23 protein-coding genes are annotated in these 21,053 nt (G+C 72.3%); 13 read left to right on the plus strand and 10 right to left on the minus strand.

Going from position 1 to position 21,053, the window contains the following annotated elements; genetic code table 11:
* The first annotated feature begins 97 nt into the window (after window positions 1-97).
* From E2B92_RS21200 to E2B92_RS21210, 3 genes are read left to right on the plus strand one after another with little or no spacing between them, the layout of a single operon-like run.
* Window positions 98-1,120 carry a carbohydrate ABC transporter permease gene (locus tag E2B92_RS21200; protein WP_126883775.1) on the plus strand — a complete coding sequence of 341 codons (1,023 nt, stop codon included), beginning with the start codon at window positions 98-100 and terminating at the stop codon, window positions 1,118-1,120.
* A 56-nt stretch (window positions 1,121-1,176) separates the two neighbouring features.
* Window positions 1,177-1,995, plus strand: coding sequence for a carbohydrate ABC transporter permease (locus E2B92_RS21205; RefSeq protein WP_126883810.1), 819 nt, complete (start codon window positions 1,177-1,179; stop codon window positions 1,993-1,995).
* 8 nt (window positions 1,996-2,003) lie between these two features.
* The gene (locus E2B92_RS21210; protein WP_126883776.1) at window positions 2,004-3,521 is read left to right on the plus strand and encodes a glycoside hydrolase family 3 protein; all 1,518 of its coding nucleotides are present in this window, start codon (window positions 2,004-2,006) and stop codon (window positions 3,519-3,521) included.
* 57 nt (window positions 3,522-3,578) lie between these two features.
* Here E2B92_RS21210 and nagB read toward each other — a convergent pair whose 3' ends face one another.
* Window positions 3,579-4,364 (minus strand): glucosamine-6-phosphate deaminase, encoded by a 786-nt coding sequence (gene nagB, locus E2B92_RS21215; protein WP_126883777.1) that lies wholly within the window; start codon window positions 4,362-4,364, stop codon window positions 3,579-3,581.
* 104 nt (window positions 4,365-4,468) lie between these two features.
* Between nagB and E2B92_RS21220 the strand changes: the two genes are divergently transcribed.
* Both E2B92_RS21220 and E2B92_RS21225 read left to right on the plus strand, forming a co-directional pair.
* Window positions 4,469-5,518: an SIS domain-containing protein gene (locus E2B92_RS21220; protein ID WP_126883778.1), complete on the plus strand. Its 1,050-nt coding sequence runs from the start codon at window positions 4,469-4,471 to the stop codon at window positions 5,516-5,518.
* Between the two features lie 393 nt (window positions 5,519-5,911).
* Window positions 5,912-7,381, plus strand: a complete 1,470-nt coding sequence (locus E2B92_RS21225) for a sensor histidine kinase (RefSeq protein WP_126883811.1) — start codon at window positions 5,912-5,914, stop codon at window positions 7,379-7,381.
* 149 nt (window positions 7,382-7,530) lie between these two features.
* Here the strand turns inward: E2B92_RS21225 and E2B92_RS21230 are convergent, their stop codons facing one another.
* Both E2B92_RS21230 and E2B92_RS21235 read right to left on the minus strand, forming a co-directional pair.
* A complete protein-coding gene (locus tag E2B92_RS21230) occupies window positions 7,531-7,788 on the minus strand; it encodes a WhiB family transcriptional regulator (protein WP_003953983.1) in 258 nt (85 codons plus the stop codon).
* A gap of 318 nt (window positions 7,789-8,106) precedes the next feature.
* Window positions 8,107-9,075 (minus strand): diacylglycerol/lipid kinase family protein, encoded by a 969-nt coding sequence (locus tag E2B92_RS21235; protein WP_126883779.1) that lies wholly within the window; start codon window positions 9,073-9,075, stop codon window positions 8,107-8,109.
* An 82-nt stretch (window positions 9,076-9,157) separates the two neighbouring features.
* Here E2B92_RS21235 and E2B92_RS21240 point away from each other — a divergent pair, with 82 nt between their 5' ends.
* Window positions 9,158-9,589, plus strand: coding sequence for a hypothetical protein (locus E2B92_RS21240; protein ID WP_126883780.1), 432 nt, complete (start codon window positions 9,158-9,160; stop codon window positions 9,587-9,589).
* Window positions 9,590-9,598: 9 nt separating this feature from the next.
* Here the strand turns inward: E2B92_RS21240 and E2B92_RS21245 are convergent, their stop codons facing one another.
* From E2B92_RS21245 to E2B92_RS21255, 3 genes are all read right to left on the minus strand, one after another.
* A complete protein-coding gene (locus tag E2B92_RS21245; RefSeq protein ID WP_126883781.1) occupies window positions 9,599-10,507 on the minus strand; it encodes an RNA polymerase sigma factor SigF in 909 nt (302 codons plus the stop codon).
* On the minus strand, window positions 10,504-10,917 hold the full coding sequence (locus tag E2B92_RS21250) for an anti-sigma regulatory factor (RefSeq protein WP_073754203.1): 414 nt from the start codon (window positions 10,915-10,917) through the stop codon (window positions 10,504-10,506). The genes E2B92_RS21245 and E2B92_RS21250 overlap by 4 nt, the downstream gene beginning before the upstream one ends.
* A 240-nt stretch (window positions 10,918-11,157) precedes the next feature.
* The gene (locus E2B92_RS21255) at window positions 11,158-11,418 is read right to left on the minus strand and encodes a UBP-type zinc finger domain-containing protein (RefSeq protein WP_126883782.1); all 261 of its coding nucleotides are present in this window, start codon (window positions 11,416-11,418) and stop codon (window positions 11,158-11,160) included.
* A 117-nt stretch (window positions 11,419-11,535) separates the two neighbouring features.
* Between E2B92_RS21255 and E2B92_RS21260 the strand changes: the two genes are divergently transcribed.
* Complete coding sequence (locus E2B92_RS21260; protein ID WP_126883783.1) at window positions 11,536-13,134, plus strand: Na+/H+ antiporter; 1,599 nt, start codon at window positions 11,536-11,538, stop codon at window positions 13,132-13,134.
* Here the strand turns inward: E2B92_RS21260 and E2B92_RS21265 are convergent.
* Both E2B92_RS21265 and E2B92_RS21270 read right to left on the minus strand, forming a co-directional pair.
* Complete coding sequence (locus E2B92_RS21265; RefSeq protein WP_126883784.1) at window positions 13,110-14,033, minus strand: 1-aminocyclopropane-1-carboxylate deaminase/D-cysteine desulfhydrase; 924 nt, start codon at window positions 14,031-14,033, stop codon at window positions 13,110-13,112. The two genes, E2B92_RS21260 and E2B92_RS21265, sit on opposite strands and share 25 nt — an antisense overlap.
* Window positions 14,034-14,043: 10 nt before the next feature.
* Window positions 14,044-14,634, minus strand: a complete 591-nt coding sequence (locus tag E2B92_RS21270) for an N-acetylmuramoyl-L-alanine amidase (protein ID WP_126883785.1) — start codon at window positions 14,632-14,634, stop codon at window positions 14,044-14,046.
* Window positions 14,635-14,876: 242 nt separating this feature from the next.
* Between E2B92_RS21270 and E2B92_RS21275 the strand changes: the two genes are divergently transcribed.
* The 4 genes from E2B92_RS21275 to E2B92_RS21290 all read left to right on the plus strand — a co-directional run bounded on the left by E2B92_RS21275 (window position 14,877) and on the right by E2B92_RS21290 (window position 17,848).
* Window positions 14,877-16,292 (plus strand): family 2B encapsulin nanocompartment shell protein, encoded by a 1,416-nt coding sequence (locus tag E2B92_RS21275; protein ID WP_126883812.1) that lies wholly within the window; start codon window positions 14,877-14,879, stop codon window positions 16,290-16,292.
* Between the two features lie 189 nt (window positions 16,293-16,481).
* Window positions 16,482-17,063, plus strand: coding sequence for a dihydrofolate reductase family protein (locus tag E2B92_RS21280; RefSeq protein ID WP_126883786.1), 582 nt, complete (start codon window positions 16,482-16,484; stop codon window positions 17,061-17,063).
* A gap of 43 nt (window positions 17,064-17,106) precedes the next feature.
* A complete protein-coding gene (locus E2B92_RS21285) occupies window positions 17,107-17,328 on the plus strand; it encodes a hypothetical protein (RefSeq protein ID WP_126883787.1) in 222 nt (73 codons plus the stop codon).
* Window positions 17,329-17,389: 61 nt separating this feature from the next.
* A complete protein-coding gene (locus E2B92_RS21290; protein ID WP_126883788.1) occupies window positions 17,390-17,848 on the plus strand; it encodes a DUF6304 family protein in 459 nt (152 codons plus the stop codon).
* Between the two features lie 67 nt (window positions 17,849-17,915).
* Here E2B92_RS21290 and snpA read toward each other — a convergent pair whose 3' ends face one another.
* A complete protein-coding gene (gene snpA / locus E2B92_RS21295; protein WP_126883789.1) occupies window positions 17,916-18,560 on the minus strand; it encodes a snapalysin in 645 nt (214 codons plus the stop codon).
* A gap of 175 nt (window positions 18,561-18,735) precedes the next feature.
* Between snpA and E2B92_RS21300 the strand changes: the two genes are divergently transcribed.
* Together E2B92_RS21300 and E2B92_RS21305 are read left to right on the plus strand one after the other, a co-directional pair.
* Window positions 18,736-19,698, plus strand: a complete 963-nt coding sequence (locus E2B92_RS21300; protein WP_185923514.1) for a LysR family transcriptional regulator — start codon at window positions 18,736-18,738, stop codon at window positions 19,696-19,698.
* Window positions 19,699-19,731: 33 nt separating this feature from the next.
* Window positions 19,732-20,247: a GNAT family N-acetyltransferase gene (locus tag E2B92_RS21305; RefSeq protein ID WP_126883790.1), complete on the plus strand. Its 516-nt coding sequence runs from the start codon at window positions 19,732-19,734 to the stop codon at window positions 20,245-20,247.
* On the opposite strand, the gene E2B92_RS21310 is transcribed toward E2B92_RS21305, so the two are convergent.
* On the minus strand, window positions 20,237-21,022 hold the full coding sequence (locus E2B92_RS21310; RefSeq protein WP_235023907.1) for a hypothetical protein: 786 nt from the start codon (window positions 21,020-21,022) through the stop codon (window positions 20,237-20,239). The two genes, E2B92_RS21305 and E2B92_RS21310, sit on opposite strands and share 11 nt — an antisense overlap.
* Window positions 21,023-21,053 lie beyond the last annotated feature (31 nt).

Consider the following 21,053-nt stretch of genomic DNA (forward strand, 5'->3'; position numbering starts at 1 on the left):
GGTCGTCACAGCCGCCCGGTGGTGCGACCGGCAACCCCACGCCGGCCGCACCACCGGGTCATGACCCGGTCAGCCCAGAACCGCGAGGAAGAAGACCATGACCGTGGACTCCCAGGGAGCGGTGAGCACCGCTGCTCAGGACGCGCCCGGGAAGGCGGCAGGGGAGTCGAGGACCCCGCCGCCCCCGACCGGCCCGAACCCAGTCCTCCACCCTCCTCGCGGCAGACGCTCCCTGCCCCGCGGGGTGCTGCCCTACCTGCTGATAGCCCCCGCCCTGCTCTCCATGGCGGTGCTGCTGCTCTATCCGCTGGTCCGCAATGTGATCCTCTCCTTCCAGCAGGTCGGCCGGCGGGAACTGATCACCCGTAAGCCCGAGTGGATCGGCGTCGAGAACTACACCCAGCTCCTGGGCGACTCGGAGTTCTGGACCGTCGTGGTCCGCAGCGTCGTCTTCACGGCCGCCAACGTCGTCACGATCATGATCGCGGGCACCCTGATCGGCCTGCTGCTCAACCGGCTCGGCACGAAGATGCGGCTGGTGCTCTCGCTGTCGCTGATGCTCGCCTGGGCCATGCCGATCGTCGCCTCCGTCACCGTCTTCCGGTGGCTGTTCGACGAGCAGTTCGGCGTCGTCAACTGGCTGCTGCGCACCCTCGGCTTCGCCGGCTACGAGCAGCACAACTGGTTCGAGACCGGCTTCTCCACCCTCGTGATCGTCATGATCCTGCTGGTGTGGGGTTCGATCCCGTTCGTCGCGCTCAACATGTACGCGGCCCTCACCACCGTCGGCACCGAGCTGTACGAGGCCGCCAAGATGGACGGCGCGAACGGCTGGCGCACCTTCTGGTCCGTGGTCTTCCCCAACCTCAAGCCGTTCTTCCTGATCACCACGTTCCTGGAGATCATCTGGATCTTCAAGGCGTTCGCGCAGGTGTACGCCATGAACCTCGGCGGCCCCGACCGCGGCTCCGAGACCCTGCCCGTCTTCGCCTACATCGAGGGCCAGGGGCAGTTCCACTACGGCGTCGCCGCCGCCATCTCCGTCCTGACCATCGTGATGCTGATCGCGGCCATGTCCTTCTACTTCCGCCTGATCCTGAAGCAGGAGGAGGAGCAGTGAGCACCACCACCCGCACCCCGGCCCCCGCCCCCCAGGTCCTCCGCCGGAGGAAGCCGCTGCGGCCCGGGACGGTCGCCAAGAACCTCACCGCGCTGGTCCTGGCCGTGCTGTTCGTCTTCCCCGTCTACTGGATGCTCAGCTCCTCGCTGAAGCCGCAGTCCGAGATCCTCACCAAGGACCCGGTCTTCGTCTTCACGCCGACGTTCGAGAACTACCCGACCGCCACCGGCGTCGACCTGTTCTGGACGTACGTGGCCAACAGCCTCACCGTCACCGTCGGCGCCGTGCTCCTCGCCCTGGTGGTCGCCCTGGCGGCGAGCTTCGCCATCGCCCGGATGACGTTCCGCGGCCGCAAGGGCCTGGTCCTGGGCGTGATGATGGCCCAGATGGCGCCCTGGGAGGTCATGGTCATCGTGATGTACATGATCGCCCGCGACGGCGACATGCTGAACAGCATCCCGCTGCTGACCGCCATCTACTTCGTCATGGTGCTCCCCTTCACCATCTGGACCCTGCGCGGCTTCATCGCCGCCGTCCCGGTGGAGCTGGAGGAGGCCGCCCAGATCGACGGCTGCACCCGGGGCCAGGCGTTCCGCAAGGTGATCTTCCCGCTCCTCGCCCCCGGCCTGATGTCCACCTCGCTCTTCGGCTTCATCACCGCCTGGAACGAGTTCGCGATGGTCCTGATCCTCAACAAGGACAAGGCCGCGCAGACCCTCCCGCTGTGGCTGACCCAGTTCCAGACGGCCTTCGGCAGCGACTGGGGCGCCACCATGGCCGCCTCCTCGCTCTTCGCCCTCCCGGTCCTCATCGTCTTCCTGTTCCTCCAGCGCCGGGCCGTCGGCGGCATGACCGCCGGCGCAGTGAAGGGATAACGCCCCTCATGACGACACTCGTACGGGACACCTCCTCCGGCTCCCTCACCCGGGACGCCCTCGCCGTCCTCCAGCCCGGCTTCACCGGCACCACCGCCCCCGACTGGCTGCTGCGCCGCATCGGCGAGGGGCTGATGTCGGTGGGCCTGTTCGGGCGCAACATCTCCACGCCGGGGCAGCTCGCGGCGCTCACCGCCCGGCTGCGGGCCGAGCGGGACGACGTCCTCGTCGCGATCGACGAGGAGGGCGGCGACGTCACCCGCCTGGAGGTGCACACCGGCTCGTCCTTCCCGGGCAACCTCGCGCTCGGCGCGGTCGACGACACCGGCCTGACCCGGGCCGTCGCCGCCGAACTGGGCCGCCGGCTCGCCGCCTGCGGCGTCGACTTCAACTGGGCGCCCTCCGCGGACGTCAACTCCGACCCGGACAACCCCGTCATCGGCGTACGGTCCTTCGGCGCCGACCCCGAACTCGTCGCGCGCCACACCGTGGCCTACGTCGAGGGGCTCCAGGACGCCGGCGTCGCCGCCTGCACCAAGCACTTCCCCGGGCACGGCGACACCAACGTCGACTCGCACCTCGCGATGCCCCGCGTCGATGTGGACCTCGACACACTCCACGCGCGTGAGCTGGTACCTTTCCGCGCCGCCATCGCCGCGGGTTCCAAATCGGTGATGAGCGCGCATATCCTGCTTCCCGCGCTCGACCCGGACCGCCCGGCGACCCTGAGCCCGCAGATCCTCACCGGTCTGCTGCGCCAGGAGCTGGGCTTCGAGGGCCTGATCGTCACCGACGGCATGGAGATGCAGGCCATCGCCTCGACGTACGGCATCGAGCGCGGCTCCGTCCTCGCGATCGCCGCGGGCGCCGACGCCCTGTGCGTCGGCGGCGGCCTGGCCGACGAGGAGACCGTACTGCGCCTGCGCGACGCGCTGGTGGACGCGGTACGGACCGGCGAACTGTCCGAGGAGCGGCTGGCCGACGCGGCCGCGCGGGTGCGCGCGCTGGTGTCGTGGACCCAGGCGCACCGGGCCAGGGGGGCCCAGGCGGAGCCGGGCGCGGCTTCAGAGGAGGGGACCGCGCCCGGCACCGGCATCGGCCTGGTGGCCGCGCGGCGCGCGCTGCGGGTCACCGGGGCGCGGGAGCCCTTCACCGGGCCCGCCCATGTCGCCGCGTTCACCCCGGTCGCCAACATCGCCGTCGGTGACGAGACCCCCTGGGGCGTCGGCCCCGAGCTGGCACGGCTCCTGCCGGGGACGACGACGGGGGCGTACGCCTCCGACACGGCCGTGGAGCGGGTGCTGCGCGACGCGGGGGAGCGGCGGATCGTCGCGGTCGTACGGGACGCCCACCGCCACCCGTGGATGGCGGGCGCGCTGGACGCGCTGCTGGCGGTGCGCCCGGACACGGCGGTCGTTGAGATGGGCGTGAACCAGGCGCCGCCGCGCGGGGCGCCGCACATCGCCACGCACGGCGCGGCGCGGGTGTGCGGGGTCGCGGCCGCGGAGGTCCTCGCGGGGGCGTGAGCGCCGTACGCCGAGGGGCCCGGTTCCGTCAGTGGAACCGGGCCCCTCGGCGCTTTCTCAGATGCCCTGCCAGGAGGGCTTGTTCGCGTACGTGTGGCGGAAGTAGTCCGCGAGCTTCAGCTTGGAGGCGGCCGCCTCGTCGACGACGACCGTCGCGTGCGGGTGCAACTGGAGCGCGGAGGCCGGTACGAGGGCGGCGACCGGCCCCTCGACCGTCTGGGCCACGGCCTCGGCCTTGCCCTCACCGGTGGCGAGGAGGACCAGGTGGCGGGCCTCCAGGATGGTGCCGATGCCCTGGGTGATCACGTGGTGGGGCACCTGGTCGATGTCGCCGTCGAAGAAGCGCGCGTTGTCGACGCGGGTCTGCTCGGTCAGGGTCTTGATGCGGGTGCGGGAGGCCAGGGACGAGCACGGCTCGTTGAAGCCGATGTGCCCGTCGGTCCCGATGCCGAGTATCTGGAGGTCCACGCCGCCCGCCTCGGCCAGCGCCCTGTCGTAGGCCTCGCACGCCGCCTGGACGTCCTCGGCGCTGCCGTCGGGGCCCATGAAGGCCCCGGGGCCCAGGCCCAGCGGCTCGACGACCTGGCGCAGCACGGTGGAGCGGTACGACTCGGGGTGCCCGGCCGGCAGGCCGACGTACTCGTCGAGCTGGGCGATCCGGGCGCGCGAGACGTCCACGGCGCCCGCGCGGACCTTGGCGGTGAGCGCCTCGTAGATCGGGACGGGGGTGGAGCCGGTGGCCACGCCGAGCAGCGCGTCGGGCTTGCGGCGCAGAAGGCCGGCGATGCCCTCGGCGATGAGCTCGCCGCCTGCCTTGGCGTCCTGGACGATGACAACTTCCACGCTGGGCCTGCCCATCTCGGAGTGACGTATGTGGTATAGACCAATCTAGCAGAATGGCCCTCCCGGCTGGCGGTTTCCCGGGCGCCCGTGCTCGACTGGTGCGCATGAGCGAGCAGCCGGGCGGGATCATGGCCGGGGAGATGGCGGAGCAGCCCGCCGTGCTGCGGCGGCTCCTGGAGCAGGGCGCGCCGGCCATCCGGGAGGTCGCACGGGCGGTCGCCGCACGCGGGCCCCGCTTCGTCCTGCTGACGGCCCGCGGCACGTCCGACAACGCCGCCCTGTACGCCAAGTACCTGCTGGAGATCCGCCGCGGGCTGCCGTGCGGGCTGACGTCGATGTCGACGACCACCGCCTACGGCGCGAAGCCCGACCTCACCGACGTCCTCGTGATCACCGTCAGCCAGTCCGGCGGCTCACCGGACCTGGTCGCCTCCACCAAGGCGGCCCGCGAGGCCGGGGCCATCACCCTCGCCGTCACCAACAACGCGGACTCACCGCTCGCGGCGGTCTCCGAGCACCACATCGACATCCTGGCCGGCCCCGAGAAGGCCCTGCCCGCCACCAAGACGTACACCGCCTCGCTGCTCGCCCTGTACCTCTTCGTCGAGGGCCTCGGCGGCGACGGCGCCGTGGCGGCCGCCCGTGCCGTCCCCGGCCTCGCCGCCCGGGTCCTGGACCGCCGCCCCGAGGTGCACGCGCTGGCGGGGCGCTACCGGTTCGCCGAGCGCATGGTGATCACCTCGCGCGGCTACGGCTACCCCACGGCCAAGGAGGCCGCGCTCAAGCTGATGGAGACCAGCTACATCCCGGCCCTCGCCTACTCGGGCGCCGACCTGCTGCACGGCCCGCTCGCCATGGTCGACAACATCTCGCCCGTCATCGCGGTCGTGCCGGACGGCAAGGGCGGCGCCGCGCTCCAGCCGGTCCTCGACCGTCTCCGGGGCCGCGGCGCGGACCTCGTCGTCATCGGCCCCCGCCCCCAGGTGGAGGCCGCGTCGGCCGGGTTCGTGCTGCCCACCGAAGGGCTGCCCGAGGAGCTCCAGCCGATCCTGGAGATCCTGCCGCTCCAGCTCCTCGCCCACGAGGTCACCATCGCGCGCGGCCAGGACCCCGACGCCCCCCGCGCCCTGGCCAAGGTCACCGAGACCCGCTGACCCCGGCACGCACGCCCGGAAGAACGCGTGCTCCGGAAACCCGGGCCCCCGAGGAAACGCCCGCGCACGCCCCGGAAAAACCCGCGGGCCGCGGCGCCAGGACGGGACCCTCAACCCGTCCGGCACCGCAGCCCGGAGTTGCCCGGCCGTCGGGTGTGCGGTCCCGCGGCCGTCTGGAGGACTCGGCGCAGTCAGGGCAGAGAGCGCCGGGTACCTCGCTCCACCCTCCTGTGCGGGGAGGGCGGAAGCCTTACATGGTGACATGGCCATTGTGGACTAGACCAATCTGGTCTGTCCATGGGCATGCGATCGATAATCCATCACCCATACTCCCTCACCCACCGGCAGAACACCAGGCTCGGGCGCCCGGGTACGCTCGCAGACGTGCCCTCCATGAACGACCTCGTACGCCAGCACACCGCTCTGAGCGACTCCGACCTCGAGTGGCTCCACCTGCTGGTGTCGGAGTGGCAACTGCTCTCCGACCTCTCCTTCGCCGACCTCGTCCTGTGGGTCCCCACCCTCGACGGCACGCGGTACGTCTCCGTCGCCCAGATGCGGCCCAACACGGGACCCACCTCCTACCAGGACGACATGGTCGGGCACCTGGTCCCGCGCGGCCGCCGCCCGCTGCTCGACGCCGCGCTCGACGAGGGCCGCATCGTGCGCGAGGGCGACCCGGAGTGGCGCGAGGAGGTCCCGGTCAGGGTCGAGTCCATCCCCGTACGCCGGGAGGGCCGCGTCCTCGGCGTGATCGCCCGCAACACCAACCTGCTCACGGTCCGCACCCCCAGCCGGCTGGAGCTCACCTACCTCCAGTCCGCCTCCGACCTCGCCCAGATGATCGCCGCCGGCACCTTCCCCTTCCCGGGGCAGCAGGTCGACATGGACGCCTCCCCGCGCGCCGGGGACGGCCTGATCCGCCTGGACGCGGACGGCGTCGTCCAGTACGCCTCGCCCAACGCCCTCTCCGCGTACCACCGCCTCGGGCTGGCCGCGGACCTCGTCGGCCAGCACCTCGGCCAGATCACCGCCGAACTCGCCCCCTCCCGCGGCCCGGTCGACGAGGCCCTGGTCAAACTGGCGAGCGGCTACGCCCCGCGCGAGACGGAGGTGGAGGGCAACGGCGGGGTGATCCAGCTCCGGGCGATCCCCCTCAAGCCCAAGGGCACGCGCATCGGTTCCCTGGTCCTGCTCCGGGACGTCACCGAACTGCGCCGCCGCGAGCGCGAGTTGATCACCAAGGACGCCACCATCCGGGAGATCCACCACCGGGTGAAGAACAACCTCCAGACCGTCGCCGCCCTGCTCCGCCTCCAGGCCCGCCGGATGGACTCCGACCGGGGCCGCGAGGCGCTCAACGAGGCCGTGCGGCGCGTGGGCTCCATCGCCATCGTCCACGAGACGCTCTCGCAGAACCTGGACGAACGGGTCGAGTTCGACGAGATCGCCGACCGGGTCATCTCGATGGTCGCCGAGATCTCGCCCGGCAAGGTCACCTGCCGCCGCAACGGCCGCTTCGGCATCCTCGACGCCGAGGTCGCCACCCCGCTCTCGATGGTCCTCACCGAGATCCTCCAGAACGCCCTGGAGCACGCCTTCGCCCCGGCCGAGCAGGGCACCGTGGAGGTCTCGGCCGTGCGCGGCGACCCGCGCGCCCGCGACGCCCGGCTCCTGATCACCGTTCAGGACGACGGCGGCGGACTGCCCGAGGGCTTCGACCCGCAGCGCGCCGGGAACCTGGGGCTCCAGATCGTACGCACGCTGGTGGAGGGGGAGTTGGGCGGTACGTTCGACATGCAGCCCGCCCCCGAGCGCGGCACGCGCGTGGTGCTCGACATCCCCGTGACGCCGCAGAAGTAGCCCCGGAAACAGCAGCGAGCCCTGGACCGTGGGAGACGGTCCAGGGCTCGAACGCTTCGGGTTACTGCTGCGCGCTGCGGCTCGGGAGGCGGGTGGGTGCGTACACGCTGTACGCGCCGCCTGGCTCAGGCTCGTAGCGGTGGCGTCGCTCAGGCGCTGGCGTTACGCGCCCGGTTGCGAGCGGCGCGGCGCTTCATGGCGCGACGCTCGTCCTCGCTGAGGCCACCCCAGACGCCGGAGTCCTGGCCGGACTCGAGCGCCCACTGCAGGCACTGCTCCATGACGGGGCAGCGACGGCAGACAGCCTTGGCTTCCTCGATCTGCAGCAGCGCAGGACCGGTGTTGCCGATGGGGAAGAACAGCTCGGGGTCTTCCTCACGACAAACGGCGTTGTGACGCCAGTCCATGGCTGCTACCTCTCCTTGGTGTTGCATGCAAGTTGCTTGTGAATGTGAACGCTTTCACGAATCCCTCAACAAGGGAAGGGCCGAACGCCAGATGGCCTGGTGTGGTCCTGGATTTGAGGAGGGGTTCTGGCTTTCACTGGAGGCCGGTGCTGCGGGCCGTCCCGATCGCCATGTAGAGATTCGCAAACCTCGGCGGCGGATACAACCCCTTCCGGAAAGTTTTTTTTGATTCCTCGGTGTCGGCTAGGTCACAGCCGTACTTCTATGGGGTGGACCCTGGCCCATACGTTCGAGATAAAGGACCAAGGGCCCTTCCACTCACACAATCACACGCAGTGCACGACGAACGCCTGTGAACGTCACGCTGCTCCGGAGCCCCAGGTGGTCTCCGTCCATCTGGAAGGGCAGCGGCACCTTCGAATGCAAGGCGAAGTCGGTCAGATCGTGCAGGGAGAGCGCGTGCTTCCCCCGAGGTCCGCGCTCCGGGCTGGAGGTCAGCAACTGGGTCGCGTACCGCGCCACGGAGGCGGTCGACAGCTTGCTCAGTCCGAGCAGGTCGAGCGCCGTGTCGAAGGACGCCCGGGGTGAGGCGTACACCGGACGATTGCCCAGATAGGTCCAGGGCGCGGTGTTGCAGACTATCGACAGCGAAAGATCGTTGACCGGGTCGTGGCCGGGCCGCTCCAGGGTGATCACACCGTTCCTCCGGCGGGGCTCGTCCAGGAACTGGCGCATGGCCTGCCGGATGTAGAGGGCGTGCGTCGACCTCTTGCCGCGCTCGCGCTGCTGTTCGACCCGGCCGATCACGCCCGCGTCGAAGCCGAAACCGGCACAGAACGTGAACCAGCGCGCCGGAACCGCCTCGTCCTCGGTGCCGGGCGTGCCCGCCGCGAGCCCCAGGCCGACCGTGCGGTCGCGCCTCTCGCGCAGCGCGTCCAGCAGGACACCGGTCGCCTCGACGGCGTCGTTGGGCAGGCCGAGCGCGCGGGCGAAGACATTGGTGGACCCCCCGGGCACCACCGCCAGGTGCGGCAGCCGCTCGGGATCGGGGCCGTGGTGGAGCAGGCCGTTGACGACCTCGTTGACCGTGCCGTCGCCGCCGAGGGCGACCACCAGCTCGACGTCCCGGGACTCGGCGGCCCGGCGGGCCAGGTCGCGGGCGTGGCCCCGGTACTCGGTCGTGACCGCCTCCAGCTTCATCTCGCTGGCCAGCGCGTGGATCAGTACGTCACGGGTGCGGGCACTGGTGGTGGTGGCTGCCGGGTTGACCACGAGGAGTGCGCGCATGCCCGCCAGGTTACCTACCGCGTGGTACCGCGGCCCAGCCCCGGCCCGGTCCGTGGACGCGGCCGGCGGCTACCCTGCGAGGGTGAGCAGTACGGAGCAGACACCCGCCGAGCACCCCTCCACCGCCCCGCGCCCCGCCCGGGTCACCGCCGCAGCGGCCGTGGCCGGGCTGGAGGCGCTCGCCCTGTTCGCCGGGGGCGTGTACCTCCTCGTGACGAGCCTCACGGGCCGGCCCGACGACCTGACCCAGGCAGTGACGGGCGGCGCCACGCTCCTGGCACTCGGCCTGATCCCGCTGATCGCCGCGCGCGGCCTGCTGCGGTGCCGGAGCTGGAGCCGCGGGCCGGCGATCATCACCCAGCTCATGGCCCTGCCCGTCGCCTGGACGCTCCTCCAGGCGGACAGCGCCGCCATCCCGGGCGGGATCGCCCTGGCGGCCGCCGCCCTGACCGGCCTGGTCCTGCTGGTGCACCCCGCGACCACCAGGGCCCTGGGCATCCGCCCCCGCGCCTGACGCCGGGGGCTACTCCTCGACCAGGAGCTTCTCGCGAAGCTGCGCCAGCGTGCGGGCCAGGAGGCGGGAGACGTGCATCTGCGAGATGCCGACCTCCTGGGCGATCTGCGACTGGGTCATGTTGCCGAAGAAGCGCAGCAGCAGGATGCGCTTCTCACGCGGCGGAAGATCCTCCAGCAGCGGCTTGAGGGACTCGCGGTACTCCACGCCCTCCAGCGCCTCGTCCTCCGCGCCGAGGGTGTCCGCGACCGCCGGGGACTCGTCGTCCGTGTCGGGGACGTCCAGGGAGAGCGTCGAGTACGCGTTCGCCGACTCCAGCCCCTCCAGGACCTCCTCCTCCGAGATGCCGAGGCGCTCGGCCAGCTCGTGCACGGTCGGGGAGCGGCCGTGGAGCTGGGAGAGCTCGGCGGTGGCCGTGGTCAGGGAGAGGCGCAGCTCCTGGAGGCGGCGGGGCACCCGCACCGCCCAGCCCTTGTCGCGGAAGTGGCGCTTGATCTCACCGACGACCGTGGGCGTCGCGTACGTCGAGAACTCGACACCCCGGTCGGGGTCGAACCGGTCGACGGACTTGATCAGGCCGATGGTGGCGACCTGCGTGAGGTCGTCCAGCGGCTCCCCGCGGTTGCGGAACCGGCGCGCGAGGTGCTCGACCAGCGGCAGGTGCATCCGCACCAGCCGGTTGCGCAGCTCGGCCCGCTCGGGCGAGCCGTCGGGCAGCGTGCGCAACTCGATGAACAGCGCCTTCGCGCCGCTGCGATCGTGCGGATCGTGCTGGGTGTGCTGCTGCTCGTTCATCCGGTCCGCCCGCTCATCCAAAAGACCGTCCACCGGGTGCGGCCGCGCCTGCTGTTCCGGGATCGAGCTCAACGCCCGCGGGCCGCGCTCCTCGTCTCGCACCGGACCGTCCCCGTTCCTCACGCCGGCCCGGGTCCCGCGCCGCGCTGTTTGTACAGGCTGATGGAGACCGTCCGGTCGTCGGCGACGGACGAGTCGACCTTGCCGGCCAGTGCCGACAGCACCGTCCAGGCGAACGTGTCGCGCTCGGGCGCCCGGCCGTCGGTCGTGGGCGCCGAGACCGTCACGTCCAGGGAGTCGTCGATGAGCCGGAACACACAGCTCAGGACCGAGCCGGGCACGGCTTGCTGGAGCAGGATCGCGCACGCCTCGTCGACCGCGATGCGCAGGTCCTCGATCTCGTCGAGGGTGAAGTCCAAACGCGCCGCCAGGCCGGCCGTGGCCGTACGCAGCACGGACAGGTAGGCACCCGCAGCGGGCAGCCGGACTTCCACGAAGTCCTGGGTCCCGGGCTCGCCTGCGATCTGGGACACCCTCACCTCCAAGGTGGCACAAGCTCTTTCGGGGCTCGGGAGGGGGACATCCTCCCCCGAACCGGTGCGGTACGCAGGTGTGCGTAGTCCGCGGTGACGCTATCGCGATCCATGGTGCCGTGTCGCCGGGACCCCCGGTCCGGCGCTGTCACTCATGGTAGGCATATGAGTACGCACAGTGGCTAGAGGTCTGCGGGCCCCAATCGCGAGAAACCGGCGGAGGGTTGACGTACCCAGGGCTCACACGATCGAACCGTCCACGAAGCACCAACGCCACTTCTCGCCGGGTTCGAAGGTCCGCATCACCGCGTGACCGGTGTCCTTGAAGTGCTGTGTGGCGTGCCGGCCCGCCGAGGAGTCGCAGCAGCCGACGTGCCCGCACAGCAGGCACAGCCGGAGCTGCACCGGGTGCGTACCGTCGGCGGCGCACTCCGGACAGGTCTCGTTCAGGGGGACGGGCTCGGGCCGCGGCAGTTCGGCCAGGTGCGGACACTCGCGCATGATGGCCAGACTACTGAGGCGCCGCCCCCGGGGCGCACCGAGGCGGGGCCCGGTGGACGCCGGCCACGGGTGCGGCAGGGCGAACGCCTCACGGCCGACCTACCGGATGGGGAGACGATGGACGCACTGCCGTTGGTGGCGCTGGTCGCGGTGAGCGCCGCGATCGCGGGGGCGGCCCGCAGGACGCCCGTGCCGGCGCCCCTGCTGCTGGTGGCGGCCGGGCTGGCCGCCTCCTACGTGCCGGGGGTGCCCGACTACACGCTGGACCCGCACATCGTGCTGCCCCTGCTGCTGCCTCCGCTGCTGCACACGGCCGCGCTGGACTCCTCGTACCTGGACCTGCGGGCCAATCTGCGGCCGGTCGCCCTGCTGTCGGTCGGGTACGTGCTCTTCGCGACGCTCGCCGTCGGCTACCTCGCCCACCTGATGGTGCCGGAGCTGCCGCTGACCGCCGCCCTGGTGCTGGGCGCCGTGGTCGCGCCCCCGGACGCGGTCGCGGCCACCGCGATCGCCCGGCGGCTCGGGCTGCCGGGCCGGATCACCACGATCCTCCAGGGCGAGTCCCTGGTGAACGACGCGACCGCGATCACCGCGTACAAGGTGGCGCTCGCGGCGGCCGTCGGGGAGGGCGTGAGCTGGGCCGGCGGGATCGGCGAATTCGCCCTCGCGGCCCTCGGGGGCATCGGCGTGGGCCTGGTGCTCATGGTGCCCATCCACTGGCTGCGCCGCTCCCTGCGCGAGCCGCTGCTCCAGAACACCCTGTCGCTGCTGATCCCGTTCGTGGCGTACGCGGCCGCCGAGCGCGTGCACGCCTCCGGGGTGCTCGCTGTCGTCGTGGTGGCCCTCTACCTGGGGCACCGCGCCTGGCAGGTCGACTTCGCCACCCGGCTCCAGGAGGAGGCGGTGTGGAAGGTGGTCGCCTTCGTGCTGGAGTCGGCCGTCTTCGCCCTGATCGGGCTCCAGCTCCCCCATGTGGTGCGGGAGCTCGGCACGTACGGGACGGGCGAGGCCGCGCTGTACGCGGTGGGGGTCTTCCTCGCGGTGGTGGTGGTGCGGTTCGTCTGGGTGTTCCCGGCCACCTACCTGCCGCGCGCCCTGTCGCGGCGGGTGCGGGAGCGGGAGCCGTCGGTGGGGTGGACCTCGCCGGTGATCGTCGGCTGGGCGGGGATGCGGGGCGTGGTGTCGCTGGCGATCGCCTTCTCGATCCCGGTGACCACGGCGGGCGAGGAGTTCCCGGCCCGGAACCTGGTGCTGTTCCTGACGTTCACCACGGTCATCGGCACCCTGGTGGTGCAGGGCCTCACCCTGCCGCCGCTGATCCGGGCGCTGAAGCTGCCGGGACGGGACGCGCAGGCCGAGACCCTGGCCGAGGCGCAGGCACAGAGCGAGGCGTCGCGGGCGGCCGAGCAGCGCCTGGAGGAGCTGCTCGCCGACGAGCGCAACGCGCTGCCGGGGCCGCTCGCCGGCCGGCTGCGCACGGTCCTGGAGCGGCGGCGCAACGCCGTGTGGGAGCGGCTCGGCGCGGTCAACCCGGTCACGGGCGAGTCGGCCGACGACACCTACCGGCGGCTGGCCCGGGAGATGATCGAAGCGGAACGCGAGGTGTTCGTCCGGCTGCGGGACGCCCGGCGCATCGACGACGAGATGATGCGGACCCTGCTGCGCCGGCTCGACCTGGAGGAGGCCGCCGCCTACCGGGAGGGAGCCGGCGGCTGAGAGGGCTCCGGGCGGCCGGTGATCACCGCGGCCAGCGCCGTGCCGGGCGGGAAGGCGCCCTCCTGGACCAGGGTGAGGAGCCCGTACAGCATTTTGGCGACATATATCCGCTCGATGGCGAGTCCGTGCCGTGCCTCGAAGTCGGCGGCGAACTCCTCCAGGGCGGGCGTGGTGCGGGCGTAGCCGCCGAAGTGGAACCGCTCGTCGAGGCTCCAGTCGCCGCTCGGGCCGCCGAACGCGGCCTCTTGGAGGTCCCGTATCCCGGGGCCCAGGAAGCCGCCCTTCAGCACCGGTACGCCGAGCGCGCGGCGGCCCGCGCCGAGCCCGGCGGCCAGCCCCGCGAGCGTGCCGCCCGTTCCGCACGCGACCGCCGCCACGTCCACGCCCGCCGCGCCGAGCTCGCGCCCCAGCTCGGCGCAGCCGCGCACCGCGAGCGCGTTGCTGCCGCCCTCGGGGACGACGAAGCTGTCCGGGGCGGCGTCCCGCAGGAGCCGCGCCAGCACCTCGGGGTCGCCCTTCGCCCGGTACGTGGCGCGGTCCACGAACACCAGCCGCATCCCGTCCCGGGCGCACCGCGCCAGCGACGGGTTCAGCGGCCGGCCGGCGAGCTCGTCGCCGCGCACCACCCCGGTGGTGGGGAAGCCCAGCAGGCGCCCCGCGGCGGCCGTGGCGCGCAGGTGGTTGGAGTAGGCGCCGCCGAAGGTGAGCACGGGGCGCCCCGCGGCGGCGGCCAGGTTCGGCGCGAGCTTGCGCCACTTGTTGCCCGGCAGGTCCGGGTGGATCAGGTCGTCCCGCTTGAGCAGCAGCCGCACGCCGTGCCGGGTGAAGCGCTCGTCCTCGGCCGGCTCCAGGGGTGAGGGGAGCAGTGGGCGGAGGGCGGAGGGGTCGAGCGCGTTCACCCGGCCATTGTCACTTCAGCCGTTCGGCGATGCGTGCCCGCATGGTCGTCATGGAGAAGCCGCGCGGGTCGACCTTGCCCGGCTGCCACTCCAGGTGGCCGATGACCGAGCGGGCGGTCCACCCGTGCCGGCGGCAGATCGCGGCCGCCGCCTTCTCGATGGCGAGGAGCTGCGCCTCGGGCCACGGGTCCTTGCCGTCGCCCAGGTTCTCGCACTCGAACCCGTAGAAATGGGTGTTGCCGTCGGCGTTCGTCTGGTTGTCGTGCGGCAGCGCCTTCTCGGCGATCACGGCGCGCAGTACGTCGCGGTCGCCCCGGCCGGCGTGGTTGGCGCGGCCGTGTCCGACGAGGTGGACGCAGCCGTCCTTGGTGATCACCCCGTGGCAGAGCGGGCCCGGCAGGCCCGGACGGCCGTCCCGGCAGAGGCGGACGGTGTGGTCCCTGCCCTCGGTGACGGTGTGGTGGATCATCACGCCGTGGACCGGCCCCCAGGGGCCCTTGTGGTTGCGGTTGTGGGTGCGCCAGTCGCCGACCTCGACGACGGTGAGGCCTTCGTCGCGCAGCGCGTCGAGAAAGCCGTTCGCGGACATGGGTGGGGCCACGCCGTCTCCTTCGCGGTTGTGCCTGCGGGGGTCATACCCCGGCGGGCGGGGCGGGGTCGCGGTGTTCGGACGGCGTGCGAGCCGATCCGGACAGCCGGGTCTGGGGTGGGAGAGGAGGGGGAAACGCGAGTCATGCCCAGTGGGTGACGAACCAGTCTCGCTCATTTGTGTAATGGCGTCGCCACGTACCGTGCTGAAAGGCTTTTCCTCTGAAGGTCAGTCCATGATCGAGAGGGATGTTCATGTCGGTTGGTTCGGTTGGCGAGGAGATCCGCTCCGAGCAGGCGCAGCCGCAGCAGAGTCTCGGCACGGCCGCGGCGCGGAACCTGGCGACCACCACCAAGTCGGTTCCGCAGATGCAGGAGATCACCTCCAGGTGGCTGTTGCGGATGCTTCCGTGGGTGCAGGTGCAGGGTGGTACGTACCGGGTGAACCGGCGACTCAGTTACTCGGTGGGCGACGGGCGTGTGACGTTCGTGCAGACCGGTGCGCGGGTCGCCGTGATCCCGAACGAGCTGCGGGAGCTGCCGGCGCTGCGGTCGTACGAGGACGAGGCCGCGCTCGGGGAGCTGGCGCAGCGGTGCACGCAGCGGGAGTTCGCACCCGGTGACGTGATCGCCGAGGCCGGTGCGCAGGCCGACCGGGTCTTCCTGCTGGCCCACGGCCGGGTCGAGCAGGTCGGCACGGGTCCGTACGGCGACGAGGCGGTGCTCGGCGTCCTCGCCGACGGGGCGTACTTCGGCGACGGCTGCCTCACCGACCGGGACGCCACCTGGGAGTGGACGGCCCGCGCCGCGACCGCGTGCACCGTGCTGGAGCTCACCCGTGCCGACGTGACGAACCTGGCGGAGCGCGCCGAGTCGCTGGCCGGGCACCTCACCGCCCTGGCGTCCCTGCCGCAGCAGCGGACCAACCACTACGGCGAGAAGGCCATCGACCTGTCCGCCGGGCACGTCGGCGAGGCGGTCGTCCCGCACACGTACGTCGACTACGAGGCCTCCCCGCGCGAGTACGAACTGAGCGTCGCGCAGACGGTGCTGAAGGTCCACAGCCGGGTCGCCGACCTGTACAACCAGCCGATGAACCAGACCGAGCAGCAGTTGCGGCTCACCGTCGAGGCGCTGCGCGAGCGCCAGGAGCACGAGCTCATCAACAACAAGGAGTTCGGGCTGCTCTCCAACTGCGACTACGGGCAGCGGCTCCAGCCGCACGACGGCGTGCCCGGCCCGGACGACATGGACGAGCTGCTCTCCCGCCGCCGCGGCAACAAGATGTTCCTCGCCCACCCGCGCGCCATCGCCGCCTTCGGGCGCGAGTGCAACAAGCGGGGCCTGGTCCCCGGCTCCGTCGAGGTGGGGGGCCACCAGATCCCGGCCTGGCGCGGGGTGCCGATCTTCCCGTGCAGCAAGATCCCGGTGACCGAGGCCCGGACGACCTCGATCATCTGCATGCGTACGGGCGAGGACGAGCAGGGGGTCATCGGCCTGCACCAGACCGGCATCCCCGACGAGATCGAGCCGAGCCTGTCGGTCCGGTTCATGGGCATCGACGAGCAGGCGATCATCTCGTACCTGGTCACCGCCTACTACTCGGCGGCCATCCTCGTGCCGGACGCGCTCGGGGTGCTGGAGAACGTGGAGGTCAGCCGCTGGCGGTGACGGCCCCCGGTCGTGGCGGGGCGCCGGGCGGGTCCGGTCCCGGACGCGGCCGCCGTGCCCGCCCGGTGATCCTCCACCGGGCGGGCGCTTCCGTGTGTCCCGGGTTGCGAAACCACTTCATATGAAGCACTATGATTGTCGTGGTTGCGGGGTCGTTCCGCCGCCTCTCCCGACACGCAAGGACACGACGTGCGAAAACTGACCTACCTCGTCGCCTGCTCGATCGACGGCTTCATCGGTGACCCCGGCGGCGACGCCAGCTCCTTCATGCGGTACATCGACGAGGAGTACCTGGAATTCCTGACGGGCGAGTACCCCGACACCCTGCCGGCCGAGGGGCGCAGGACCCTGGGGCTGGACGGCGTGGCGAACAAGCGGTTCGACACCGTCGTCCAGGGCCGCGGCAGCTACCAGCTCGGCCTCGACGCGGGCGAGCCCAGCCCGTACGGGCACCTGCGTGAGATCGTCGCCTCCCGCACGATCGAGGAGTCCCCGCACCCCAACGTGGAGATCGTCCGCGACGGCATCGTGGAGCGCGTGCGGGAGCTCAAGGCCGAGGAGGGCGACCTCGGCATCTGGCTGTGCGGCGGCTCGCGCATCGCCGGTGAGCTCGTCGACGAGATCGACGAGCTGGTGATCAAGACCTACCCCCAGGTGTACGGCTCCGGCATGCCGATGTTCGCCAGTGGCTTCGCCATCGGTGACTTCGCCCTGGACGCCGTCCGCTCCTTCGGCAACGGGGTCGTCGTGCGCTGGTACAGCAGGCGCTGACCGTCGCCTGTCCGGACCGCCGGAACCGCCCTATCCTGGGGCCATGGGCAGCAGCGAAGGACGTGAGACCGTCCACCGCCCGCAGGCAGGGCCCGAGCGCCGGTGCCCGAGCTGCGGACAGCCTGTGGGTACGGTCCTCAAGCGACACAAGATCCTCGGCGCCTGGGCCCCCGTGTGGGAGCCCGGGCCCTGCCGCGACCCCCACTGCGAGCGGTACGCCGAGCCGGCGCAGGACGAGCCGGGCAAGAGCACCGAGACCGGCTGAAGTCAGGCTCCTGGGGTGACCGCCGCACGTGGGAGGCGGTCCTACCGCTACAGTCCGCGCCATGTCATCGGAGTCGACGGAAGTCTGGACCGGCTGGTACCGGGACCGCCGCGGTGCGGAAGCCATCACCATCACGGCGGACGGGCGGCACATCGCCACCCGCATCAGGGGCGTGGAGTACGCGGGCGCGAGCTGTGAGGCGCTGCGCGCGGCGGAGGAGAACGGCGGCCTGCCCTTGGCCGGCTGCGTGCTGGAATGGGACCTGCCGCTGCCGGTCCTCACCGGCGGCGCCGCCCAACACGCCACCCTCAGTTGCCTGTTGGCGCTGGGTGAAGCCCTGTCCGACGGCTCACCCGAGCGAGTGGATCTTCAGTTGACCCTGCACTGCGGGGGAGCGGCGTACGAATCGGGCCTCGCCGGGGGCGACTTCGACCAGGCCCTCGGGCGCATCCTCCGCCAACTCCCGCCCGGCACGCGGTTCGGCCGCACGATCCTCCAGGGCGCGGAGGCCGCCGCCTGATACGCGCCCGGCGCACGGCGGGCCGGGGGCGGCTCGCTCCCCGGCCCGCCGGACGACTACGGCCCGGTCAGGACACCCTGGCCACGGCGGCGGCGAGGCCGTTGCGCCACAGGTAGTCCACGCGGGCGCGCTCCTGGGTGTTCGGCTGCGCGTTCTGGCAGGACGGGCCGGGGCCGCCGCCGGACATCAGCTCGCTGCACGGACCGGAGTAGTGGTCCGGCAGGCCGAGGACGTGGCCGGTCTCGTGGGCGGTGACGCGGGTGGAGTTGTAGATCTGGTTCTGCCGGTAGTCGAGGAAGATGTACCCCCGGCCGTGGCCGTCGGTGCTGGCGTACGAGCCGCGGGAGTCGTTGCCCTCGTAGTACCGGAAGTCCGGGTTGCTGCCCTCCTGGAGCTTCACGTTGCTCACGGAGCTGTTCCAGATCTGGGTGGAGCGGGCTATCTGGGTGCGGAAGCTCGGGGCGTTGGCCGCCGAGTAGACCACGGTGACGGCCTGCGCGCCGGGGTTGGCGGCCCGCTTCTCGGCGACCGACTCCATGACGGCCTCGAAGAAGGCCCGGTTCGCCTTGGCGTCCTCGGCGGACCCGGCGTACGCCGCGTACGGCGCGGGCGCCGGGGTGGCAGCGGTGGCGGTGGCGGTCGCGGCCGGTACGGCGGCGAGGGCGGCGGCGAGGCTCAGGGCGGCGGACAGCACGGTCCTGCGGTGTCTCATGGGGGGCTCCTCGTGATCCTGAACGGCTGGGTGGGCCGTTCGGTTGGGGAGAGTGTCGAGGAGCCGGCGCCCCGTACGGATGATGTCAACGGGCGATAGCACCGGCGCATCACCCGGCCCCCAAGTCCCCTGCCGTATCTGGTGGTACAGGCGTCAACCGCCCTACCCTCGGGGCATGGAGCTGGAGGTGAGGCACCTGCGGGCGCTGTGCGCCATCGCGGACACGGGCAGCCTGCACAAGGCGGCCCGGCTGCTCGGCGTCAGCCAGCCGTCCCTGACGACCCAGTTGCGGCGCATCGAACACGCGCTGGGCGCCGAGCTGTTCGCCCGCGAGCGCACCGGCTGCCGGCCCACCCCGCTGGGCCACGCCGTCCTCAGCCGCGCCCGCCCCCTGGTGGCCCAGATGGCCCTGCTCGTCACCGAGACCAGGGCCGCCGCCGCCCGCGCCGACGGCGCCCGGCTGCGCCTCGGCTCCACCGCCAGCCGGGTGCTGGCGGGCTGGCTGCGGCGGCTGCGCAACCGCCTGCCCGGCACGGACATCACGCTGCACATGGACGTCTCGGCGGGCGCCCTGCTGCGGGCGCTGGCGGCGGGACAGCTCGACGTGGCGTTCGTCCACGAGGTGGAGGGCTGCCCGCTGCGCGTCCCCGAGGGGCTGGAGCGGCGCGTACTGGTGGAGCGGGAGCCGCAGTTCATCTCCATGGCACGGGACCACCCGGCCGCCGCCGCGCCCGTCGTGGCACTCACCGACCTGGCCGGCGACCGGTGGATCGTCGACCCCACCGTGGACGGCGAGTGGGACGGGCTGCGCCGGGTGCTCGCGGCGGCCGGGATCGACCCGCCCGTGCTGCACGGCGACTACCACACGGCCGCGTCGCTCATCGTGGCCGGCGAGGTGGTGGCACCCTGCCAGCCGACGTCGGGGCCGCGCGACGACATGGCGATACGGCCGTTACGCGGCGACCCGCTGGCCGTGCGCCTGCTGCTCTACAGCCGCCCCGGCACGGACACCGACGCCGGGCACGCCGAGGCGGCGTACGCGGACCTCGCGGCCGCCTACCGCGAGGCCGCGCTGCGCACCTCGGCGTACCGCCAGTGGCTGCTGCGCCACGGAAGCCCCCTGGCGCGGGCGGCCTGACACCATGACCCCCGCCGACAGGAACGAGCGCCCATGATCCTCACCGACGGCCCGCTCGGCCTGCGCGAGTGGACCGACGCGGACCTCCCCGTCATGTCCCGGCTGTTCGACGACCCCGCCGTCGCGTACCGCACGCCCCTCGCCACCCCCTTCGACGAGGCCGCGGCCGCCGCGTACCTGGCGATGATCCGCCGCACCCGCGCCGAGGGCACCCGCCTGCACCTGGCGATCACCGAGGACGGCGGCGCGCCGCTCGGCGAGGTGCTGCTGTCCCTGTCCGACGGCGCCCTCGGGTACGCGGTCGGCGCCGCCCACCGCGGCCGGGGCCTCGCCGCGCGCGCCACCCGGCTGCTGACCGGCCACGCCCACGGCGCGCTGGGCCTTTCGCGGGTGGTCCTGCGGATCGAGCCGGACAACGCCGCGAGCGTGGCGGTCGCGAGGGCGGCCGGTTTCCGCCTCACCGGCGAGCCGCCCGCGACGGTACGGAGCAACGGCCGGGCGCACACGCTGCTGACGTGGGCCCACCACGCCCCGGCGGTTACCCCTTGAGCCTGTCCAGCGCCGCGCGGGTGTCGCCCTCCAGCATCGCGCGGACCTCCTGCTCGGTCGGCGGCACGGCCTTGTCGTCGGGGCCGCCGCCGAACCAGGACCAGCGCAGCTCGAAGGTGAACCAGCCGTCCCGTACGGACAGCGTCATCCCGTCCAGGCCGCCCTTGTCCGTGCCGCGCCTCTCGGTGACCACGTACGCCTCGTCGCCGAAGCCCTTGACGGCCTCGACCTCGTAGCCGTAGTCCGCCTCGGACTGGTCCTCGTACGCGAGCTGGCGCGAGGCGAACTCGCCCGCCGGGTCCGACGCCTTGTGCCACTCGGCCCGCGCGGAGACGTAGACGCTCGCCAGCGAGTCCCCGCCGGCCCTGGGGTCCTTCAGGCTGCGGCTGCAGTAGCTCTGGTCGAGGCCCTTCTGGCGGGAGCCGTAGCTGTTGTCCCCGCCCTCGCCCTTCTCCACCTCGTACCGCTTGCGGAAGGCGTCCAGGGACACGGGCTCACACAGGTCCTCCCGGTACCGGTGGCCCGCGAAGTCGGCGTCCGGGCCGCCGATGGTGCCGGTCGCGAACAGCGCCCCCGCCCACACCGCCGAGGCCACCGCCACCCCGCCCAGCGCCCACAGCCACCCGGCCACGGGCCCGCGTCCACCCGTCGCGGGCGGCCCGGGCGGCACCGGCGGCGGCGTCAGGACGACGGCGGGCTCCTGCGCGGCGTACGGGCTCTGCTGGTACGGGTTCTGCTGGTACGGGTTCTGCTGGTAAGGACCGGGTGTCGACATGCGGGCAATCTACGGGACTTGATCACCCGCC

It is taken from the genome of Streptomyces sp. WAC05374, assembly GCF_004353505.1.
In the GTDB taxonomy this organism is placed as follows: Bacteria; Actinomycetota; Actinomycetes; order Streptomycetales; family Streptomycetaceae; genus Streptomyces.